Origin of the sequence: Brucella haematophila, from assembly GCF_005938105.1 — a bacterium.
GTDB lineage: Bacteria > Pseudomonadota > Alphaproteobacteria > Rhizobiales > Rhizobiaceae > Brucella > Brucella haematophila.
Map to the genome: position 1 here is coordinate 235,545 of NZ_VCPE01000009.1, position 22,248 is coordinate 257,792.

Consider the following 22,248-nt stretch of genomic DNA (forward strand, 5'->3'; position numbering starts at 1 on the left):
AGAGGCGCTGTGGAGCCGTTCGTTCCTTCGGCGCGTTACGAACCGATTCTTGGTACAAGAATGCCGACGCTTATGACGCGCGGAAGATGCGCCATAAGCGTGTTTGATCGCAGACTGGGCTGAACCGGGCTGGCTCTAGTGAAGCCCGCCGACGCCGAGATGTTCCTCGACAGCATGATGATCGTCGGACAGTTCCTTCGATGTTCCAGACCAGGCAATGCGGCCACGCTCCAGAATGATGACATGATCTGCGAAATCGAGCGCGCTTTGGATGCGTTGCTCGACAAGCAGGATTGTCATGTCACCTTTCTGCGCCAAAGCTGAGAAGGCTGCCATCAGTTCTTCGCATATAACCGGTGCGAGGCCTTCGAGTGGCTCGTCCAGCAGCAGTACCGTCGGCTTGCCGAGAATACTGCGGGCCGTCGACAGCATCTGCTGTTCGCCACCCGAAAGCTGCGAGCCGAGATTGCGGCGGCGCTCCTTCAAGCGCGGGAACATTGCATAGGCTTCCTCAAGCGCGTCCTTGGGACGCTTCTTCAAGCCGACGAACAGATTCTCTTCCACGGTAAGTGTAGGGAATACGTCGCGGGTCTGGGGCACATAGCCAAGACCGGCAAGCGCACGGGCAGCTGACGGCAGTGTCGCGATATTCTGGCCACCCAACAGGATTTCGCCGCCATAGCGACGGGTCTGCCCTGCGATGGTCGCGAAGAGACTGGTCTTGCCGACGCCATTGCGCCCCAATATGGCCAGTCTCGATCCGGGTTCCGCCTTGAATGACACATCTTCGATAACTCGCGTCGGGCCGTAGCCGGAAGAAAGGTTGCGAATTTCAAGCGAGGCTGCACTCATTGCGCATAGCTCCCCAGATAGGCTTCACGGACGCGCGTATCCTGCACGACATCTTGCGGCAGTCCGTCGAAAATCACTGTTCCTGCGGCCAGAACGACCACACGTTTTGCGAAGCGGAAAACCAGATCCATGTCGTGCTCGATCATGAGAACGGCGAGATCGGCGGGCAGGCGGTCGAGCGCTTCTTCGATGCGGCCCGTATCGCTTTGCGGCACACCAGCAGCAGGTTCGTCCAGCAAAAGCACCTTTGGACGCAGCGCCAATGCCAGCGCGATTTCCAGCAATCGTTGCTGGCCATAAGCGATCTGGCTGACACGCAGCTGGCTGAGCGGTAACAGGCCGAGTGTGTCGAGAATATCGCGCACTTCATCCATCACGCCCGGCATTTTATGATAGTCACCGAGAATGCGGCCCGTCTTGCCTTCGCGCTGCAAAATCGCAAGCGCGACATGCTCCTCTGGCGTCATATCGAAGAAAAGGCGCGTGACCTGAAACGAACGCACCAGACCGCGCCGCACGCGCTGCATGGCGTTGAGTTTCGAGACATTTTCGCCGCCGAGTGTCACCGTGCCCGAGGTTGCCGGAAGGTTGCCGGTCACGAGATTGACGAAGGTGGTCTTGCCTGCACCGTTTGGCCCGATCAGGGCGACGCGGTCGCCCTTGGCCATGCTGAGCGAAACGTCGTTTGTGACCGCCAGACCGCCGAAATTCTTGCGCAGTTTTGAAACTTCAAACACGGTGCTCATGGATTGCGCGCCTTCCGCTTCTCGAAATAATGGACGGCGGTGCCGTAGAGACCGCGCGGGGCAAACAGCACCACGAGGATCAGCAATGCGCCAACCATGGTAAGCCAGTGAAACGGGTTGGCAGCAGAGACCAGATCTTCAAACCACATGAAGACGACGGTGCCAATCAGCCCGCCGAACAGCGTGCCCGTGCCGCCCAGAACCAGCATGACCAGCGCTTCCGCCGACATGGTGAAGCTGAGGCTGTCCAGACCCACAACCTGCGTGGAAATAGCGTTCAGTGCGCCGCCGATGCCAGCAATAGCGCCGGAGATGACATACATGCGAAGCTGCGCCGAATGAACCGATGCGCCCATGGCATGAATGCGGATGGGGTCTTCCTTCACGCCGCGGCACAACATGCCGAAAGGCGAGCGCACGACATAGCGCAGGAAAATGAAGGAGACGAGCAGCAGGATGATGCCGTAAATATAGACAGTTTGCCCATAGAGATCGAACTCGAAGACACCGAAAATCGGATCGGGCGAAATGCCGCTCAGGCCGTCGCTGCCGCCTGTCCACTCAGATGCCTTATTGGCGGCTTCATGGAAAAGATGCACCACGGCAATCGACAAAACGAGCTGCGCCAATCCGTGCGCGCGCAAAATGACGACGCCGGAAATCAACCCGGTGACAGCGCCGGCGGCAAGGCCGACCAGCGTCATGAGCAGCGGATCGGTCACGCCGAAATGCGCTGCGGCAATGCCGGCGCCATAGGCGCCCGCGCCGAACAATGCGGCATGGCCAAGCGTTGCGATGCCGCAATAGCCGGTGACCAGATCGAGCGAGAGCACAAGAAGCGCGATGGCGATGATGCGAGTCAGCAGCGCCAGATTGTCAGGAAACAGGAACCAGCCGATGACACTGGCCACAATGATGGCGATGACGCCGATCAGGCCTGCATAGGACTTGCGGGTTTGGGGGAGGGTTTGCGACATGTCGGTCATTTCTTGGCCAACCTTCCGGCAAGGCCGCGTGGGAACAGGGTAACGATCACGATCACCGCCAGATAGAAGAAGAATTCGCCATATTCAGGCGCGAGATAGCGACCTGTTGTGTCGATGGCTCCAAGCAGGAGACAGGCGATGAGAGCGCCCGGAATGGAACCTGCACCGCCGACAGAAACGACCACGAGGAACGTCACCATATAGCGCAGCGCATAATAAGGTTCGACCGGCAGCAGTTCTGCGCCGACGACACCGCCAAATGCAGCAAGACCGATGGCGAGTGCAAAGCTGACTGCGTAGACGATTTCGGTTCGAACACCGAGAGCCGCGGCCATATTGGCATTATCGACGGCAGCGCGCAGCTTCACGCCGAAGGCGGTGCGCTCGACGATATACCAGAGGCCAACAGCAACGGCGAGACCGCAGCCAATGGCGAAAACGCGGTGCTTGGCGATAGAGCGAAAGCCAAGGTCGATCGAGCCGCGCAGCATTTCCGGCAGCGGAATCGTCTTCAGCGTCGGGCCGAAAATATAGTTGGTCAGGCCGATGATGCAGAATGTGATGCCGATGGTCATCAGAACCTGCGTCAGCTCCGGCGCACCATAAATGCGACGATAGAGCAGCCGTTCCACGGGTACCGCGATGATCATCGTGCCGATAACGGCGATGATGATGGCAAAGCCGTAATTGAGGCCAAGCTGTTGCGCGGCATAAGACGCGAAATAGCCGCCGATCATCGCAAAGGCGCCATGCGCCAGATTGACAACGCGCATCAGACCCATGGTGACAGAAAGGCCGATAGAGATGACGAAGAGCACCATGCCATAGGCAAGGGCATCGATGGCAATGCTGAGCACAGTCTGCATTGAGTAATCCTATTGGAGCATTTCCAGCAAAAGTGCGTAGCGGTTTTGCGTAGGACAATGCGTAAAACAACGAGATAGAGCGGTTCCACGATTCCGTTTTAACCGGAACCGCTCTAGACTGTTTCTCTGGCCCGAGGCCCAGAGCATTTCCAGCAAAAGTGCGTAGCGGTTTTGCGTAGGATAATGCGCGAAAACAACGAGATAGAGCGGTTCCAACGATTCTGTTAAATCAGGAACCTCTCGAAGAGAAAGTCGCTCCCGAAAATAGTCCGGGAGCGCAAGTGCCTCATATTCTATCGAATGAGAGGCGGGCTGAACCATGAAGCAAACAGACTACTTGGCCTTGAGGCCCGGATCGCCCTGCTTCTCGAAGGTCTGGATTTCCTTGTTGTAGTAGGTGCCGTCATCCGCCTTGGCGACTTCACGCAGATAGATATTCTGCGTCAGGTGACGGCTTTCCGGATCGATGGAAACCGGGCCGCGCGGGCTGACCCATTCCATGCCTTTAACAGCTTCCACAGCCTTTTCCGCATCCTTCTTGCCGCCGGTGGCCTCGATCATCTTGTAGATGACGTGCATGCCGTCATAAGCGCCGACAGCCGGGAACGAGAGTTCGGCAGGATTGCCGATTGCCTTGCGGGCTTCTTCGACGAACTTCTTGTTTTCAGGAGAATCGTGCGAAATTGCATAGTGGAAGGTGGTCAATACGCCCAGCGCCGTTTCGCCGAGAGCGGGAAGGTCGGATTCCTGCGTCAGGTCGCCCGGCGCAAAAAGCTGTACGCCGCCATTTTTCAAGCCATTATCGACATAGGCTTTCATGAAGCCGAGCGTGGTGGGACCAGACGGTAGGAAGGCGAAAACGCCCTGCGCACCGGAATCCTTGATGCGCTGCATGATCGGGCTGAAATCATTGGTGGCAAGCGGCATGCGAATGGCTTCGACCACTTCGCCGCCAGCATCGGTGAATGCGGCCTTGAAAGCGTTTTCTGCATCAACACCCGGACCGTAATCGCTCACCACAGTGATGACCTTCTTCACGCCCTTGTCGAGTGCCACTTTGGCAATAGGCGTGGAGGTCTGCCAGGTCGTGAACGACGTGCGCACCACATAGGGGCTCTTGGTCACGATTGCAGACGTGGCGGCATTCATCACCACCATCGGCACATTGCCTTGCTTGAGGATCGGCGTGACAGCCATGGCATCGGGCGTGAAGTAGAAACCGGCCAGATACTGGACGCCTTCCTTGACAACGAGTTCCTGTGCCAGCGCCTTCGATTGCGCCGGATCAGCCTGCGGCACGTCGCGATAGACGACTTCCACCGTATCGTCGCCGATCTTGTTGCCGTTCTCTGCCATATAGGCATCGATACCGGCCTTGAAATTCTTGCCCTGAATAGCGAATGGTCCCGAAAATGGACCGATCACGCCAACCTTAACCACATCGGCATAAGCCGCCGATGCGGTGAGCGACAAAACCGCCAATGCGGTGAGTGCTAATTTCTTCATATTCTCCTCCCAGTTGCCCATCATTCCCGCGCCTGACCGTCGCAGCGCCACAGGGAATGACCTTTCTCCAGAGCGCGTTCCGATCTGATGGTCTCAGCTCGGTGCGTCTCAGTTTTTGCTCTAACGCGCATCTTTTCCGAAAACCGTTTTCCGCCTTTCGGGATGCGCAATAGAATGTCGATCTGATTGTTTATGTAAAATGATATTGTTGGTCGAAATCATAACCGATTGGTTATGGGAATGTCCAAATAAGAAATGATTCAACACCGTTGCGCACAGACTTTCTTGGGAGGATTTAAGTCGGATATATCCTCACGTTCAAGCCTGATGCGCATTGCTAAGCATGAAGGAGCGCCGCTTAAGAACAGAACAGCGCGCCGGATGTTGGAGAGCTTATATTTAGAACGGCAATCCTACATAGTTTTCAGCAAGTGCGGTCGATGCCGTATGGGAATGGCTGATATAGTCCAGCTCCGCTTCCTGCACCTTCTGGTCGAAGGCTTCCATGTCGGGGAAGCGATGCAGCATCTTCGTCATCGACCATGAAAAGCGCTCCGCTTTCCAGATGCGCGCCAGCGCCTTGACCGAATAGGCATCAACGCCCGCCGCGGATTTGTCGAGATAAAACTCGCGCAGACCTTCAAACAGGTAGTGAACATCGCTTGCCGCCAGATTGAGACCCTTGGCACCCGTCGGCGGCACGATATGGGCGGCATCGCCCACAAGGAACAGTTTTCCGAAACGCATCGGTTCGGCAACAAAAGAACGGAGCGGGGCGATGGACTTCTCAAACGAGGGGCCCGTCACCAGGGCTTCGGCATGGTTTTCGGGGAGGCGGCGACGCAATTCGTCGTAGAACCGGTCGTCGCTCCAGTCCTCTATCTTTTCGTCCAGCGAGCACTGGAGATAATAGCGGCTGCGGGTTTCCGAGCGCATAGAGCACAGCGCAAAGCCGCGTTCGTGATTGGCATAGATCAGTTCATGATCGACCGGCGGGATATCTGCCAGAATGCCAAGCCATCCAAACGGATAAACTTTTTCGAAAGAGGTAATCGCCTTTTCCGGCACCGATTTGCGGCTGACACCGTGATAACCGTCGCAACCGGCGATGAAATCGCAGTCGATGCGGTGCGTGATGCCATCCTTCTCATAGGTGACGTAAGGCGAAGAGCCGTCGAAATCATGCGGCGTGACGTTCGACGCTTCATAAATGCCGACAGTACCGGATTTATGCCGTTCATCCATCAGATCGTGCGTCAGTTCCGTCTGGCCATAAACGGTCACGCGTTTGCCGGTCAGGGCATGAAGGTTGATGCGGTGATCGCGCCCGTCGAAGGCGAGCGAGAAGCCATCATGCGGCAGGCCTTCGCGATGCAGGCGTTCAGCAGTGCCTGCTTCTTCCATCAAGCGCACCGTGCCTTCTTCCAGCACACCGGCGCGAACGCGGCCAAGAATATAGCTTTCGCTGGCGCGGTCGAGAATGACATTGTCGATACCAGCGCGCGTCAGAAGCTGTCCGAGCAACAGGCCCGACGGACCTGAACCAATAATGGCCACTTTGGTGCGCATGATTTCCTCCCAACGCAACGAATGCCCTTTATTCTTTGAAACAGCCTCAAACTGGCAATGGATTCTTGCTGCAATAAATTGTACAAATCGAACATTATTGCTGGAGAAGAATGATGCGTATTGAGGTTCCTACCTACGAACTCTACGGGGAAGGAACCGACAAAAAGCCGGATTTTTGGCTTCATTGCGAAACGCTTTACTCACGATCCAGCTTGCATCAGTTTGAAATCGAACTGCACCGGCACGAGAATTTCTTTCAATTCCTGTACATTCAAAGCGGCGCGGGCAATGCCAGTTTCAATGGCGTGGTTCATAGTTTCCGCACGCCATGCGCTATTCTGGTTCCACCCGGATTCAATCACGGGTTTTCATTCTCGCGCGATATTACCGGCCATATTATTACGGTTCTGCGCCCACAGATGCCCTTTGTCAGCGACCGTCCGGGAAGCGCCTTTGCGGCCTGGCTGCATGGGCCACGCCTTGTCGCGATGGAGGACGCTGCTGCGGAAGATTGTGCGCTGGCTGCTCTGACGGTCAACCGGATCCAGACAGAGTTCTATTCCAGAAAGCCATATAAAAACAGTATATTGGAATCCATGCTCAAGACGATGATCGTTCTCGTCTCACGTCCGGCATTGAGCGAGCTACAAGCTGAAGACGGGCGCGCGGCTTATAGCGACGCACGCGTTGAAAAACTTCTGGAGCTGATCGACCGTCATTATCGGGAACATCGTCCGGTGGCCTTTTATGCGGATACGCTCGGCCTGTCGCCGACCCATCTCAACCGGCTGGTGCGAAAGCTGACGGGAGAAACGACGCAACATATGATTGCACATAAGCTGATCGATACGGCCAAACGCGACCTCATCGCAATGCCATCCTCGGTGCAGCACATCGCCTATTCGCTCGGCTTTTCCGACCCGGCCTATTTCTCGCGTTTTTTCCAGAATTCCACCGGGGAGACACCCCGCAGCTTCCGTTTGCGCGAACGTGCGCGGCTTGCGGAAACGGTTCATGCCGACTGACTTGGACTTTTGAGACAGCTTTCAGTGTAGACGCCTTCTCCGCCTTCATATGCCCATGCGCTCACGCAGCTGTTTTCTATAGGATCGTGATACCGGCCATGAACTGTCAATCGACCGCATCCTGACCTGCCATTTATCGATCTTTCTGCGATCTACGTCGATGACATGCAGTGCACTCACTTCGTAGGTCGGCCAGATATTGTTGGCGACGGTCGTATCGAAGCCGATGATACCGCACAGCCTGTCGTCGTGAAACACCGGCACACTAAGCACACTTTTATTGCTCTGACGCAGAAACTCGACCTGAATTGCTAGCTCGGTGCGAGGCAGGTCGGTGACCTCATGCACGGCGACTGCATGGCCCTTGACCATATATCTGCACAGCCACGCGATAAGGGGCGTCGGCGCTTCCTGAAGTTCCGAAATATAGGCTGTAGTCTGGCCGAGATACCATTCATGCGTATTGCGGAAGCAAAGCACGTCTGGCCGATATTCGATCGGCCCGGCCCGATCCGCTTGTGACGCACTGCTCATCGAGACAAGCTGATAGGATATGGCTTCATTGAGCGGATATTTGAGCAGACCCATGCTGCATCGATAGGCCCAATCCAGCGATGCACTGTATTGAAAGTCCGCCTGTGTGTGAATCCTGTAAGAGCCCGCATCGTCGGGCAAGTCGGTTTTGAGCATGGCCTGCCCCCCGCGAACCCGAAACCGTGTGAGATGCTCAAGGGGGCTGCGTTGTTCTTTTGTATGCCCCGGCATCATGTTCACCGCCAAAAAGGCATGAGCCTACTGCTGATGAAATGGCAAACGCAGTTTTGCTCCAACAAAGGTGATATTCAAATTCGATTTTTGAAGGTCGAACCATATTTAGGCGCTTTTCGAATGGCCTATTGTTTGTGCAAGAGTAACGAGTGGTCTCTCCATGTGCAATTTGAGGGACAACTACCTGCGAATGAAACTGACAATGTCCCGAAGAGGCTTCGTTAATTTCCACGACTTGGAATTGCGCAATTGAGCAATCTCGATTGCATGTTGTTGCAGCTTTCGTTCCAAATCGGCAAGCTGTGCAGATTTGGCTTCAAGGTCTTGCAAACGCATATCGAGTTCTATTTGCAGCGCGGTATAAGCTTCGTCCATACTAACAATCTGCGCATTCGACTGCATCAGTTGTTCAGACCGTATCTTATTGCGGTTCAGCTCCGGACGCAGATTTCCAATATCGTCCCAGGCGATTCTACCAATAAGATCAGTTGCATCCCGCCGGAATGTTGCCGTCCACGACGAATTTTCCAGAAGCGCGGCATAGATCGTTTGTTCGGTCGTCTCAGGCGGTATCTGTGCTTTCAGCGACTTCGGCCACCATGCGGCGTTATCTGCAATGTCTAGAAACGTGGCGAGTTGTGGCATCAGTGAATTTCGTGACTGTTTCCATTTTGCGGAGAAATGAAGAACAGTCGGGATACGACAATAGACGAGAGGATTGTCGGGAGCCGCTTTAATAATCGCGTGCCACAACCGCCAGTCTGCCGCTGAGGCCACATCCTCCGGCCAAGCATCTCTCTTGGGCAATATGTCCGCACGATAAGCGAAGCAACTGGCCGGTATCGAGTTCCATTGGTTCATGAATATCTCAAGCTCGTCCTGAAGCTCGAGATTTGTGAGAAACGGAGCGGCCACGCCATCGGTGGAAACCCAAACGGCTTGCGTGTAGGCGAGGGCGCTTCCACTGTCCAAACCGTCGCGTAATATTGCCAGATGGTCCGGCAGCACCAGATCGTCATCTGCCATGAAAGCGATGAATCGACCACGTGATTGCCGCAGGGCGATATTGCGGTTTGCGTAACCGAAATGCGGCGCTTTAGGGAGGTCGAAGAAGCGTATGCGTGGGTCATCGAACGCGTGAACGACATCTGCCGTTCCCGGCGCGCAGCCGTCTCCGACGACGAGCAGTTCAAAATCGCTAACTGACTGATTTAGTATGGACTGAATGGCATATCGAATGACGTCGAGGCGGCTGTGCGTTGGCATCAAGATCGAGAATAGTGGCGCGTCTACCATCCCTTTGCTGTTCCGAAATCATAAGGAATCAAATCGGTATCCAGCGGTAGACGGTATTTGTCAGGCTTGCTGTGGTCGTACTGGATTGTCGGGAAATTAATGACGACGAGCTCGGTAGTTCCGATGTTGTGATCTGCGTGCCAGACGAATTTCGGAACATTGACCAGTTTCGGCTGCGCGCCTGACAGATAGACCTTGCAAATCTTGTTATAGGTGCTGGATTCAGGACGTGGGTCGAACAGAACCAGCTCCAGTTCACCACTAATCACGAAATACCGGTCTTCATGTTGCTTATGGAGGCCCCATCCTTTGACAGCACCTGGACGTATCGTGAATGCATAGGAGAATACGAGCGGATCTGGATGCCAGTTCCAACGAGGATCATATATTTCTGTGACACTTCCCCGGTCGTCGTTGTGACGAACGCTTTCACGGATAGACATACCGTCCAGCAACGGCGCTATGCTGCGGCGATTGTCGTCGACCGTCCTTTGATCTTGTATGGCTGCGTTGAGCGTAATGTCGAGTGTGCTGTTCATAGCGATGCCCCCCAGAATCTATCGCAATCGAAGACGCCAAATTATTACAGCGGTGATGATTCTGGAATGAGCAGAAGCTGGCCGATCTGTCGAAACTCATCGACTGCCGGCAATCATAATCGGGATGCAGCCGTCTACCCCCGAATGGAACGACGGCTGCATCCATAGCTTATTAAGCGAGGTCAGCAGGCAGCACATCCGCGGGGATGTTCTGATAGCTGACGGGGCGCAGGAAGCGGCGGATGGACATGGTTCCGACGCTGGTCGCGCCGAAATTCGTGCTGGCCGGGTAAGGGCCGCCATGAACCATAGAATCGACGACTTCCACGCCGGTCGGGAAACCGTTGGCCAAAACGCGTCCGGCCTTGCGCTCCAGAACCGGCAGAAGCTTGCGCGCGTCTGCGGCGTCGTCCTTGTCCATATGCAGGGTCGCGGTCAGCTGGCCTTCAAAGCCTTTGGCCAGATGCACCATGTCATCAACCGACTTGACGCGAACGACAACGCCCAGCGGACCGAATACTTCCTCACCAATGGTGTGGTCGCCAAGGAAAGCTTCGCCAGTCGTCTCATAGAGATTGGGCGAAGCTTCGCGCCCCTTGCTTTCGGTGGTCAGCACCGGCTTGACGGAGTTGCGGCTGTCGAAATGCGCCTTGCCGTCCTGATAGGCCTTGGCAATGCCATCGGTCAGCATGACCTGCGGCGCAACCTTTTCCAGAGCGCTGCGGGTTGACTGCACAAAGCTGTCGGCTTCCGAGCCATCGATAACCACAGCAATGCCCGGATTGGTGCAGAACTGACCGGCACCCATGGTCAACGATCCAGCCCAGCCTTCGCCGAGCGACGAGGCGCGTGCCTTCATGGCTTCCGGCAGCAGGAACATCGGATTGACCGAGCCAAGCTCGCCGAAGAAAGGAATCGGTTCCGGGCGCTGTGCGCACAGATTGAACAGAGCGCGACCGCCGCCGAGCGAACCGGTAAAGCCGACTGCCTTTATGAGGGGATGCGTGACGAGTGCTTCGCCGACCTTGCGGTCACCGCCCTGAATGAGACTGAACACGCCCTTCGGCATGCCAGTCTTGGCAATGGCGGCTTGAATAGCGTCAGCGACAATCTCGCCAGTGCCAGGATGGGCGGAATGGCCCTTCACAACCACCGGGCAGCCCGCGGCAAGGGCGGCAGCGGTGTCGCCACCGGCTGTCGAGAAGGCGAGCGGAAAATTGGAAGCGCCGAAAACGGCAACCGGGCCGATAGGACGCTGCATCAGGCGGATTTCCGGACGCGCGGCAGGCTTGCGGTCGGGCAGGGCCTCATCGATGCGACGGTCGAGATAATCGGCCTTGCGGATATGATTGGCAAAAAGGCGTAGCTGGCCGGTGGTGCGTCCGCGCTCGCCTTCAAGACGTCCGGTCGGAAGGCCGGTTTCCTGCGTGCCGATTTCTGTGATGGCAGCAGCACGCGCTTCGATTTCGTCGGCAATGGCTTCAAGGAAGAGGGCGCGTTCTTCACGGCTTGTATAACCATAAGTCCAGAAGGCGTCTTCCGCTGCCTCGCAGGCGCGCGCTACCAGAGCGGGCGTACCGACTGCAAACTCATGCGATGGACCTGTCGCCGGTGTCGAAGCGAACGTCGTCTCCCCCGCAACCCACTCGCCAGCTATCAGGTGTTGTCCATGGGGTGTCCAGCTCATCTCAATTCCTTTCCGCTTGCTATTGCAGCAAGTCAGCCTATCGCGACGCGATCTTCATATTATCCCGATCCTTTTCTGCACGCAGGGGCGGCTAAAAGGATCAGTGAAGCATGGATACATGGAATGGAGGGAATTGTCGCCTGAGTCCGCGCTTTTGCTAGCATTATGAATCACAAGATGCGGTGAACGGGCAGATATATCGAAGCACCATGTGATTCACCACGCTGGACGGCCTCTTCTCGGTGGCGGGACGGAGCGATGTGGATAACAGGATGTCTTTGAAAAGGCCGGGAAAACCGGTCTTTTGAAAGAAAGACGAAAATTCTTTTGCTTTCTTTTCAGCACTTGCTTGACACTTGTGTGCGAACCCCTTAAACGACCGCTCACACCGCCGGAAACGACGGTGGTGACTGAAGCCTACGGGCTGAAAAAAATGCGCGGGTGTAGCTCAGTTGGTTAGAGTGCCGGCCTGTCACGCCGGAGGTCGCGGGTTCGAGCCCCGTCACTCGCGCCACTTTCCTTCAACACAATCAAATGCACTGTTGAACTGAAAGTGGCGCTCCACGCCTCTTGATTCCTTTCCCTTTTCGAGCTTTTTATCGTGCAAGCCTTTGCTCGCTATTGCGCCACGGGCTTATTCTCACGGCCCTGTTTGCAAGGCGTTTCGCACAGCCTGTGTATGAATTACAGAATATCACAATTCTTCTCCAAACATGCGCTTGACACTTGTTCGCGAACCCCTTAAACGACCGCTCACACCGCCGGAAACGACGGTGGTGACTGAAGCCTACGGGCTGAAAAAATGCGCGGGTGTAGCTCAGTTGGTTAGAGTGCCGGCCTGTCACGCCGGAGGTCGCGGGTTCGAGCCCCGTCACTCGCGCCACTTTCCTTCAACACAATCAAATGCACTGTTGAACTGAAAGTGGCGCTCCACGCCATTTTGTAAAACTCTTCCCTGAGATAGCCAAAAGAGACCCCCAAACTCGCGCAGACGGATTTGACCCGTCGGCTGGTTCGGATGCGTGCTTGAGCAAGCGCTCTTTTATCGGGAGAATTGTTTCCAGGAGAGATAGGCGACCGAAAGGACGATCACGCCGATCACAAGAAGGTCGCCGCCGGTGAGCAGAAAATGCTGCATATGTGACCTCCCTTCGATTCTGATTCCAAACAATGTCCTTATGATAAAGTCTTTCCTGTCGATCTGAAGGCATGGCTTGGCGCACTGCGAGCGTGCCGGACTATTTCCATTCTCCATATTGCTGCCTGCACGAAAGAAATTTTGCGCGTGTCACGGCGGGGCGTTTTCGGAAGCTGGATTTGCGATGGTGGGGGAGGGAGATCATTTTGTCGCGGCACGCTTATATTTATCTCTCGTTCCGCGGCGCAGAGAACGGCGTGTAGGCGCGCTTTATTAATATAGGCGATGATTCTCTTTGCTGTTGTCAGCGAGAATGCATCGTGAGACATTGCCTCACAAAATTATGATCTTATTGCGCCAGCATGGGGGCTGAACGGGTTCAGCCGGGTTATTCGGGCTTGAGGCGACACCTTATTAAGGATCTCGACCCGACTATGCCCACCTGAAGGCGCTGGAGGGGTTGCGCTTCAACGCGGGCTGCGCTAACCGTCCCCGCGAAAGCGCTTAGTTCGCACGGCATGCCTTTTGAAGCTGCTTGGGGCGACGAGGTTGCAACAGATGCAATGTGTCGCATGGTCGTGGGCTTCAAAAAGCTTATGACAGGCGGCGCAGCCTCGTATTCAAGCCGGATAAAGGATCATGAACGAGCTTTTAAGTTCCTATTTGCCGATTGTCATCTTTCTCGGCATCGCAATGGTAATCGGTGTAGCCCTTCTGGTTGCGCCGTTCCTCGTCGCATATAGACAGCCAGACCCGGAAAAGCTTTCAGCTTACGAGTGCGGCTTCAATGCCTTCGATGACGCCCGTATGAAATTCGACATTCGTTTCTATCTCGTGTCGATTCTCTTCATCATCTTCGATCTGGAAGTCGCCTTCCTGTTTCCGTGGGCTGTGTCCTTCGGTTCCATCGGTTGGTTCGGCTTTGCATCGATGATGCTGTTCCTTGGCGTCCTCACCATCGGCTTCATCTATGAATGGAAGAAGGGAGCGCTGGAATGGGATTGACCACAGCCAACACCACACTCGTGGCTCCGCAGCCGAAGGGCATTCTTGACCCACGTACGGGCAAGCCCGTCGGCTCCGACGATGCTTTCTTCAACGATCTGAACAGCGAACTGTCCGACAAGGGCTTCATCGTCACATCTGCTGACGCTCTGATCACCTGGGCGCGTACCGGTTCACTGATGTGGATGACCTTCGGTCTCGCATGCTGCGCTGTGGAAATGATGCACATTTCCATGCCGCGCTACGACGCCGAACGCTTCGGTATCGCACCGCGCGCTTCTCCGCGTCAGTCCGACGTGATGATCGTTGCAGGCACGCTGACCAACAAGATGGCGCCCGCTCTGCGCAAGGTCTACGACCAGATGCCTGAGCCGCGCTATGTGATCTCGATGGGTTCCTGCGCCAATGGCGGCGGCTACTACCACTATTCCTATTCGGTGGTTCGTGGCTGCGATCGCGTGGTTCCGGTCGATATCTATGTGCCTGGCTGCCCGCCGACCGCGGAAGCTCTGCTTTACGGCATCCTTCTTCTCCAGAAGAAGATCCGTCGCACGGGTACGATCGAGCGTTAATCCGGTCCTTGGACCGGTTTGCGCCATACAGGTTTTGTTAGGGTTCGACTGACACCGCCGCGTGGGATTTCTCCCAAAAGTCTCCCAAGGCAAGTGCAGTGTGAGTTCTAAATAAGGAAGTTAGGGAAATGAGCGAAGAAGCTCTCGGTGAACTTTCCGGCTACATCAAAGAACGCCTCGGCGATGCAATCGAAGAGGCGAAGCTGGCCTATGGCGAGCTGACGCTTTGCGTGCCGGTGACGAGCCTTATCAGCGTTCTGACCTTCCTGCGTGACGATGTGCAGTGCCAGTTCGTCAATCTGACGGACATTTCCGGCGTTGACTATCCGCAGCGCGCCAATCGCTTCGATGTGGTCTATCAGCTGATGTCTCCGCGTCAGAACCAGCGCATTCGCGTCAAGGTTCAGGCCGATGAAGATACGCTGGTTCCGTCGGCGGTTTCGGTTTTCGTGGGTGCCGAATGGTACGAACGCGAGGCCTACGACATGTATGGCGTGCTGTTCTCCGGCCATCCGGATCTGCGTCGCCTTCTGACCGACTACGGTTTCGAAGGCCATCCGCTGCGCAAGGATTTCCCGCTGACCGGCTTTGTGGAAGTGCGTTACAGCGACGAGCTGAAGCGCGTCATCTACGAACCTGTCGAACTGCGTCAGGAATTCCGCAATTTCGATTTTCTCTCGCCATGGGAAGGGACGGATTACGTCCTGCCGGGCGATGAGAAGGCAAAGACGAACTGAGCGACGGGAAGCTGAACATGGCTGAGACTCAGGTCCGCAATTTCAATATCAACTTTGGTCCGCAGCATCCTGCCGCGCACGGTGTGCTGCGTCTGGTGCTTGAGCTCGACGGCGAAGTCGTCGATCGCGTCGATCCGCATATCGGTCTGCTGCATCGCGGCACCGAGAAACTGATGGAGGCCAAGACCTATCTTCAGGCTGTGCCTTATCTCGACCGCCTCGACTACGTGGCGCCGATGAATCAGGAGCACGCCTATGCGCTCGCCGTCGAACGCCTTATGGGCATCGATGTGCCGAAGCGCGGTCAGCTGATCCGCGTTCTCTATTCGGAAATCGGCCGTATCCTGAACCACCTGCTGAACGTGACCACGCAGGCCATGGACGTTGGCGCGCTGACGCCGCCGCTCTGGGGCTTCGAAGAGCGCGAAAAGCTGATGGTGTTCTACGAACGCGCCTGTGGCGCGCGTATGCACGCTGCTTATTTCCGTCCGGGCGGCGTCCATCAGGACCTGCCGGATCAGCTCGTGGAAGACATCGGCAAGTGGATCGATCCGTTCTTCACGACGCTCAACAATCTTGATGACCTCATCACGCCGAACCGCATTTTCAAGCAGCGTAACGTCGATATCGGCGTGGTCTCGCTGGAAGACGCGTGGGCATGGGGTTTCTCGGGCGTTATGGTTCGCGGATCTGGCGCTGCATGGGATCTGCGCAAGTCGCAGCCTTACGAGTGCTACAACGAGATGGAATTCGATATTCCAATCGGCAAGAACGGCGACTGCTACGACCGCTATCTGATCCGCATGGAAGAAATGCGCCAGTCGGCCCGTATCATGCGCCAGTGCGTTGACCTGCTTCTCGGCAAGGAACGTGTCGGTCCGGTTTCCAACACCGACAACAAGATCGTGCCGCCGAAGCGCGGCGAGATGAAGCGTTCGATGGAAGCGCTCATCCACCACTTCAAGCTTTACACGGAAGGCTACCATGTGCCTGCCGGTGAAGTTTACGCAGCAGTTGAAGCCCCGAAGGGCGAATTTGGCGTCTTCCTCGTCTCGGACGGCTCCAACAAGCCTTATCGCTGCAAGCTGCGCGCTCCGGGCTTTGCCCATCTTCAAGCCATGGATTTCCTGTGCCGCGGCCATATGCTGGCTGACGTGTCGGCAATTCTTGGCTCGCTCGATATCGTGTTTGGTGAGGTTGACCGCTGATGTCCGTTCGCCGTCTCGCAGATGATGCCGTCCAGCCAGCCGCTTTCGCGTTCAACGCGGAAAATCAGGTCTGGGCGCACAAGACGATCGCAAAATTCCCAGAAAGCCGTCAGCAGTCGGCTGTTATTCCTTTGCTCATGCGTGCGCAGGAGCAGGACGGTTGGGTCACGAAAGCTGCCATTGAACATGTAGCAGCGATGCTTGACATGCCGCTGATCCGTGTTCTGGAAGTCGCGACTTTCTATACGCAGTTCCAGCTGAAGCCGGTTGGCACGCGCGCTCACATTCAGGTTTGTGGTACGACCCCGTGCATGCTGCGCGGTTCGGAAGCGCTGATGGACGTCTGCCGTCACAAGATCAACCACGACCCGTTCGAGACCAATGCCGACGGTACGCTGTCGTGGGAAGAAGTCGAATGCCAGGGCGCTTGCGCCAATGCGCCGATGGTCATGATCTTCAAGGACGCCTATGAAGATCTGACGCCGGAACGCCTGGCTGAAATCATCGACGCTTTCGAAGCTGGCAAGGGCGATACCGTCAAGCCGGGTCCGCAGGAAGACCGCGTGACGTCTGAGCCGATCAATGGCCTGACCTCGCTGACCGAAGATCTGGATTACAAGAAGATCGGTCTCGAAACCCGCAAGGCATCGGACGCCGCGACCGCCAAGGCGAAGGCCGAAGCAGAAGCAAAGGCCAAGGCGGAAGCTGAAGCCAAGGCTGCTGAAGAAAAGGCCGCTGCGCCGTCCAACGCTGCAAAGCCGGTCACCAATGCACCTGAAACCGATCCGGCTCTGAAGACGCCTTCGGACGTCAAGGTGTCGAAGGCTGCCGAGAAGGCCGCGTCGGTCGATACGAAACAGGCATTCAAGCTCGATGATACCAATCGCCCGGTTGCCATGGAGCGCCCGGAAGCCGTTGACGATCTGAAGCTGATCTCCGGCGTTGGCCCGAAGATTGAAGAAACCCTGCATGAGCTGGGCATCTTCACCTTCAAGCAGGTTGCAGCCTGGAAGAAGGCCGAGCGCGAATGGGTTGACGGTTATCTCAGCTTCCACGGTCGCATCGAGCGGGAAGAATGGGTGAAGCAAGCCAAGGCTTTGGCCAAGGGCGGCGTCGAGGAATACATCAAGGTATTCGGAAAGAAGCCGGTATGATGACTTCGATATTCGCAAACACGAACGGAAACAGGTGAGACATGCTGGCTGATAAAGATCGCATCTTCACCAATATTTACGGCTTCAAGGATCGCTCCCTCAAGGGTGCCATGGCTCGCGGCCATTGGGACAACACCAAGGGCTTCATCGAAAAGGGCCGTGACTGGATCATCGACGAGATGAAAGCGTCGGGCCTGCGTGGCCGTGGCGGCGCTGGCTTCCCGACGGGTCTCAAATGGTCGTTCATGCCCAAGCAGAGCGACGGTCGCCCGCATTACCTCGTCGTCAATGCCGACGAATCCGAGCCAGGTACCTGTAAGGACCGCGAAATTCTGCGCCACGATCCGCATACGCTGATCGAAGGCTGCGTGATCGCCGGTTGCGCCATGGGTGCACACACCGCTTATATCTATATCCGCGGCGAGTTCATGCGTGAGCGTGAAGCCCTGCAGGCAGCAATCGACGAGTGCTATGATGCCGGTCTGCTTGGCAAGGACAACAAGTGCGGCTGGGACATGGACATTTTCGTCTCCCACGGCGCTGGCGCTTATATTTGCGGCGAAGAAACCGCGCTGCTCGAAAGCCTTGAAGGCAAGAAGGGCCAGCCGCGCCTGAAGCCGCCATTCCCGGCCAATATGGGTCTGTATGGCTGCCCGACCACCGTGAACAACGTGGAATCGATTGCGGTTGCGCCGACGATCCTGCGTCGCGGCGGTGCATGGTTCTCCTCCATCGGTCGTCCGAACAATGTCGGCACCAAGCTGTTCCAGGTTTCTGGCCATGTGAACACGCCTTGCGTGGTGGAAGAAGGCCTCGGCATTCCATTCCGCGAACTGATCGAAAAGCACGCTGGCGGTATTCGCGGCGGCTGGGACAATCTGCTGGCGGTTATTCCCGGCGGCGCATCGTGCCCGGTCATCAAGGGCGAAGACATGATGGACGCCATCATGGATTTCGACGGCATGCGCGACAAGAAATCGTCGTTCGGCACCGGCGGCCTGATTGTCATGGACAAGTCCACGGACATCATCAAGGCGATTGCCCGTCTGTCGGCGTTCTTCAAGCATGAAAGCTGCGGCCAGTGCACGCCGTGCCGTGAAGGCACCGGCTGGATGTGGCGCGTCATGGAACGCATGGTCAAGGGCAACGCGCAGAAGCGTGAAATCGATATGCTGTTCGACGTGACCAAGCAGATTGAAGGTCACACGATTTGTGCGCTTGGCGATGCGGCTGCATGGCCAATTCAGGGCCTGATCCGCAATTTCCGTCCGGAAATTGAAAAGCGCATTGATGATTACACACGCAACGCCGTGCAGAGCCGCAATATCCGTCTGGAAGCAGCGGAATAAGGCTTAAACGAGTTGCGTTGAGCCTGCCCGGGTAGGGAAGGCGGAAAAGTTTGACGTCTAGATTGCGGCACGAGCCGCAGGTTTGGAAAAGCGATGGCAAAGATCAAGGTTGACGGCACAGAGATCGAAGTACCCGATCACTATACGCTCCTTCAGGCTGCCGAAGCCGCAGGCGCGGAAGTGCCGCGTTTTTGTTTCCACGAACGGCTTTCCATCGCTGGAAATTGCCGTATGTGCCTGGTTGAAGTGAAGGGTGGACCGCCGAAGCCGGCAGCATCCTGCGCTATGGGCGTGCGCGATCTGCGTCCCGGCCCGAATGGCGAAGCACCTGAAATCTTCACCAACACGCCGATGGTCAAGAAGGCCCGCGAAGGCGTGATGGAATTCCTGCTCATCAACCACCCGCTGGATTGCCCGATCTGCGATCAGGGCGGCGAGTGCGATCTGCAGGATCAGGCAATGGCTTTCGGCACCGACGGTTCGCGCTATCGCGAGAACAAGCGCGCTGTCGAAAACAAATATATCGGCCCGCTCGTCAAGACGGTAATGACGCGCTGCATTCACTGCACGCGCTGCGTCCGCTTCACGACCGAAGTTGCTGGCATTTCCGAACTCGGCCTCATCGGCCGCGGTGAAGACGCCGAGATCACCACCTATCTCGAGCGCGCCATGACGTCGGAATTGCAGGGCAATGTCATCGATCTTTGCCCGGTTGGCGCTCTGACCTCGCGTCCTTATGCGTTCCAGGCGCGTCCGTGGGAATTGAACAAGACTGAAACCATCGATGTGATGGATGCTGTCGGTTCCAACATCCGCGTTGATACCCGTGGCCGTGAAGTGATGCGCGTCATGCCGCGCGTCAACGAAGCGGTGAATGAAGAGTGGATTTCGGACAAGACCCGCTTCATCTGGGACGGCCTGCGCACCCAGCGCCTCGACCGCCCTTATGTTCGCAAGGATGGCCGTCTGGTCGCCGCAAGCTGGCCGGAAGCCTTCTCCGCTATCGCTGCCAAGGTTTCTGCAACCTCTGCCGACAAGATTGGCGCTGTTGCAGGCGATCTGGCTTCGGTTGAGGAAATTTACGCGCTGAAGAACCTGATGGGTTCGCTCGGCTCCGCCAACATCGACAGCCGTCAGGATGGCGCAGCGCTCGATCCGGCTTTGGGTCGTGCAAGCTATCTCTTCAACGCGACCATCGAAGGCATTGAAAACGCTGATGCTCTGCTCATCATCGGTTCCAATCCGCGCGTTGAAGCTGCTGTTCTGAACGCTCGTATCCGCAAGCGTCAGCGCATGGGTCATTTCCCGGTCGCTCTGATCGGCGAACAGGCTGAACTGCGCTATGAATACGAATATCTCGGCGCCGGTGCAGATACGCTTGGCTCGCTCGCCGCTGGCAGACACGCTTTCCGCGATGTGCTGGCTAAGGCCGAACGTCCGCTGATCATCATCGGTCAGGGCGCGCTCACCGGCGAGAATGGTGCTGCGGTTCTGTCGACCGCCGCCAAGCTCGCTCAGGATGTCGGCGCGATCAAGGATGAGTGGAACGGCTTCTCCGTTCTGCACACTGCCGCTTCGCGCGTTGGCGCTCTGGATCTCGGCTTTGTGCCGGGTGAGGGCGGCAAGGCAGCTGGCGACATGCTGGGCAATCTGGATGTTGTGTTCCTGCTTGGTGCAGACGAACTCGACATGACCCGGAAGGGCTCGAGCTTCGTGGTTTACATCGGTACGCACGGCGATGCCGGTGCGCATGCAGCCGACGTGATCCTGCCGGGCGCAGCCTATACGGAAAAGTCGGGCACCTGGCTCAACACCGAAGGTCGCGTGCAGCTTGGTAGCCGCGCCGGTTTCGCACCGGGCGAAGCGAAGGAAGACTGGGCAATCCTGCGTGCTCTTTCCGATACGCTCGGTAAGCGCCTGCCGTTCGACTCGCTCGCACAGCTTCGCGCCAAGCTCTATGCGGATTACCCGCACATGCTGGCCATCGACACCATCACGCCTGCTTCCGCCGACGATCTCGTCGCGCTGGCAGCTAAGGCCTCGAACCTGGGTGGCGGCGCTGCGTTCGTTTCCCCGGTCAAGGACTTCTACCTGACGAACCCAATTGCGCGCGCTTCCGCCGTCATGGCCGAATGCTCGGCGCTCGCGGCTGGTGGCTTCCAGCAGGCTGCCGAGTAAGCGAGAGAGAGACGGAACAATGGAAGGAATTTTTGCAGCTTACGTCTTACCCGCGCTGATCATGGCGCTGAAGTCGGTCGTTCTGCTCGTCGTATTGCTGATCGTCGTCGCTTACCTGCTTTATGCGGATCGCAAGATCTGGGCAGCAGTGCAGCTTCGTCGCGGCCCTAACGTTGTCGGTCCCTGGGGTTTGTTCCAGGCTTTCGCCGACTTGTTGAAGTTCGTCTTCAAGGAACCGATCATTCCGTCGGGCGCAAACAAGGGTGTCTTCCTCCTTGCGCCCTTCGTTTCCGCCGTTCTCGCAATGGCAACCTGGGCGGTAATTCCGGTCAATGAAGGCTGGGCTATCGCCAACATCAATGTCGGCATTCTCTATATCTTCGCCATTTCTTCGCTTGAAGTTTACGGCGTGATCATGGGCGGCTGGGCTTCCAACTCGAAGTACCCGTTCCTCGGCGCGCTTCGTTCGGCGGCGCAGATGGTTTCCTACGAAGTTTCCATCGGCTTCGTGATTGTTACGGTTCTGCTGACGGTTGGCTCGCTCAACCTCACCGACATCGTGCTTTCGCAGAATACCGGTCTCGGCACCATGCTCGGCCTGCCTGCATCGTTCCTCGACTGGAACTGGCTCTGCCTGTTCCCGATGTTCGTGATCTTCTTCATTTCGGCGCTTGCTGAAACGAACCGTCCGCCTTTCGATCTTGTCGAAGCTGAATCCGAACTCGTGGCCGGTCATATGATCGAATATTCGTCCACGCCGTTCCTTCTGTTCTTCCTCGGCGAGTATGTGGCGATCACGCTGATGTGCGCCCTGATGACCACGCTCTTCCTCGGCGGCTGGCTGCCTCCGGTCGACGTATGGTTCCTCAACTGGGTTCCGGGCGTGATCTGGTTCATGCTCAAGCTCTGCTTCTGCTTCTTCATGTTCGCCATGGTGAAGGCTTTCGTACCGCGTTACCGCTATGACCAGCTGATGCGTCTGGGTTGGAAGGTTTTCCTGCCGATCTCGCTCTTCATGGTTGTCGCAACCGCGACCTTCCTCAAAGTCTTCGGTCTGGCGTAAGGAG

The 22,248-nt window shown here is 56.7% G+C and carries 19 protein-coding genes and 2 tRNA genes; 11 read left to right on the forward strand and 10 right to left on the reverse strand.

Going from position 1 to position 22,248, the window contains the following annotated elements; translation table 11 throughout:
• Positions 1-135 precede the first annotated feature (135 nt).
• The 6 genes from FGI60_RS15055 to pobA form a co-directional block, all read right to left on the reverse strand.
• Positions 136-852, reverse strand: a complete 717-nt coding sequence (locus FGI60_RS15055) for an ABC transporter ATP-binding protein (RefSeq protein ID WP_138785895.1) — start codon at positions 850-852, stop codon at positions 136-138.
• On the reverse strand, positions 849-1,598 hold the full coding sequence (locus FGI60_RS15060; RefSeq protein ID WP_078340536.1) for an ABC transporter ATP-binding protein: 750 nt from the start codon (positions 1,596-1,598) through the stop codon (positions 849-851). Before FGI60_RS15060 ends, FGI60_RS15055 begins: the two co-directional genes overlap by 4 nt.
• Positions 1,595-2,584: a branched-chain amino acid ABC transporter permease gene (locus FGI60_RS15065; protein ID WP_138785896.1), complete on the reverse strand. Its 990-nt coding sequence runs from the start codon at positions 2,582-2,584 to the stop codon at positions 1,595-1,597. The genes FGI60_RS15060 and FGI60_RS15065 overlap by 4 nt, the downstream gene beginning before the upstream one ends.
• Positions 2,581-3,450 carry a branched-chain amino acid ABC transporter permease gene (locus tag FGI60_RS15070; RefSeq protein WP_138785897.1) on the reverse strand — a complete coding sequence of 290 codons (870 nt, stop codon included), beginning with the start codon at positions 3,448-3,450 and terminating at the stop codon, positions 2,581-2,583. The genes FGI60_RS15065 and FGI60_RS15070 overlap by 4 nt, the downstream gene beginning before the upstream one ends.
• A 333-nt stretch (positions 3,451-3,783) precedes the next feature.
• Positions 3,784-4,956: an ABC transporter substrate-binding protein gene (locus FGI60_RS15075; RefSeq protein ID WP_138785898.1), complete on the reverse strand. Its 1,173-nt coding sequence runs from the start codon at positions 4,954-4,956 to the stop codon at positions 3,784-3,786.
• A gap of 399 nt (positions 4,957-5,355) precedes the next feature.
• Positions 5,356-6,525: a 4-hydroxybenzoate 3-monooxygenase gene (gene pobA, locus FGI60_RS15080; protein WP_138785899.1), complete on the reverse strand. Its 1,170-nt coding sequence runs from the start codon at positions 6,523-6,525 to the stop codon at positions 5,356-5,358.
• 113 nt (positions 6,526-6,638) lie between these two features.
• On the opposite strand from pobA, the gene FGI60_RS15085 reads away from it, so the two are divergent.
• Positions 6,639-7,550 carry a helix-turn-helix domain-containing protein gene (locus tag FGI60_RS15085; protein WP_138785925.1) on the forward strand — a complete coding sequence of 304 codons (912 nt, stop codon included), beginning with the start codon at positions 6,639-6,641 and terminating at the stop codon, positions 7,548-7,550.
• A 45-nt stretch (positions 7,551-7,595) separates the two neighbouring features.
• Here the strand turns inward: FGI60_RS15085 and FGI60_RS15090 are convergent, their stop codons facing one another.
• From FGI60_RS15090 to FGI60_RS15105, 4 genes are all read right to left on the reverse strand, one after another.
• Positions 7,596-8,240, reverse strand: a complete 645-nt coding sequence (locus FGI60_RS15090; protein ID WP_171058779.1) for a hypothetical protein — start codon at positions 8,238-8,240, stop codon at positions 7,596-7,598.
• Between the two features lie 258 nt (positions 8,241-8,498).
• On the reverse strand, positions 8,499-9,614 hold the full coding sequence (locus FGI60_RS15095; RefSeq protein WP_138785900.1) for a glycosyltransferase family 2 protein: 1,116 nt from the start codon (positions 9,612-9,614) through the stop codon (positions 8,499-8,501).
• Entirely contained in the window at positions 9,608-10,153 is a 546-nt protein-coding gene (locus FGI60_RS15100) for a polysaccharide biosynthesis C-terminal domain-containing protein (protein ID WP_138785901.1), read from the reverse strand. The genes FGI60_RS15095 and FGI60_RS15100 overlap by 7 nt, the downstream gene beginning before the upstream one ends.
• A 172-nt stretch (positions 10,154-10,325) precedes the next feature.
• A complete protein-coding gene (locus tag FGI60_RS15105; protein WP_138785902.1) occupies positions 10,326-11,840 on the reverse strand; it encodes an aldehyde dehydrogenase (NADP(+)) in 1,515 nt (504 codons plus the stop codon).
• Between the two features lie 437 nt (positions 11,841-12,277).
• Between FGI60_RS15105 and FGI60_RS15110 the strand changes: the two genes are divergently transcribed.
• From FGI60_RS15110 to nuoH, 10 genes are all read left to right on the forward strand, one after another.
• Positions 12,278-12,354, forward strand: a tRNA-Asp gene (locus FGI60_RS15110).
• Between the two features lie 292 nt (positions 12,355-12,646).
• A tRNA-Asp gene (locus FGI60_RS15115) sits at positions 12,647-12,723 on the forward strand.
• A gap of 894 nt (positions 12,724-13,617) precedes the next feature.
• Complete coding sequence (locus tag FGI60_RS15125) at positions 13,618-13,983, forward strand: NADH-quinone oxidoreductase subunit A (protein WP_078338422.1); 366 nt, start codon at positions 13,618-13,620, stop codon at positions 13,981-13,983.
• The gene (locus FGI60_RS15130) at positions 13,974-14,555 is read left to right on the forward strand and encodes a NuoB/complex I 20 kDa subunit family protein (RefSeq protein WP_078338423.1); all 582 of its coding nucleotides are present in this window, start codon (positions 13,974-13,976) and stop codon (positions 14,553-14,555) included. The genes FGI60_RS15125 and FGI60_RS15130 overlap by 10 nt, the downstream gene beginning before the upstream one ends.
• Before the next feature lie 128 nt (positions 14,556-14,683).
• Positions 14,684-15,292 carry an NADH-quinone oxidoreductase subunit C gene (locus FGI60_RS15135; protein WP_078338424.1) on the forward strand — a complete coding sequence of 203 codons (609 nt, stop codon included), beginning with the start codon at positions 14,684-14,686 and terminating at the stop codon, positions 15,290-15,292.
• Positions 15,293-15,309: 17 nt separating this feature from the next.
• Entirely contained in the window at positions 15,310-16,500 is a 1,191-nt protein-coding gene (locus FGI60_RS15140; protein ID WP_078338425.1) for an NADH-quinone oxidoreductase subunit D, read from the forward strand.
• Positions 16,500-17,654, forward strand: coding sequence for an NADH-quinone oxidoreductase subunit E (locus FGI60_RS15145; protein WP_138785904.1), 1,155 nt, complete (start codon positions 16,500-16,502; stop codon positions 17,652-17,654). Before FGI60_RS15140 ends, FGI60_RS15145 begins: the two co-directional genes overlap by 1 nt.
• Before the next feature lie 41 nt (positions 17,655-17,695).
• Complete coding sequence (gene nuoF, locus FGI60_RS15150; protein WP_078338427.1) at positions 17,696-19,003, forward strand: NADH-quinone oxidoreductase subunit NuoF; 1,308 nt, start codon at positions 17,696-17,698, stop codon at positions 19,001-19,003.
• A gap of 93 nt (positions 19,004-19,096) precedes the next feature.
• Positions 19,097-21,181: an NADH-quinone oxidoreductase subunit NuoG gene (gene nuoG, locus FGI60_RS15155; protein WP_138785905.1), complete on the forward strand. Its 2,085-nt coding sequence runs from the start codon at positions 19,097-19,099 to the stop codon at positions 21,179-21,181.
• Between the two features lie 19 nt (positions 21,182-21,200).
• Positions 21,201-22,244: an NADH-quinone oxidoreductase subunit NuoH gene (nuoH, locus tag FGI60_RS15160; RefSeq protein ID WP_078338428.1), complete on the forward strand. Its 1,044-nt coding sequence runs from the start codon at positions 21,201-21,203 to the stop codon at positions 22,242-22,244.
• Positions 22,245-22,248 lie beyond the last annotated feature (4 nt).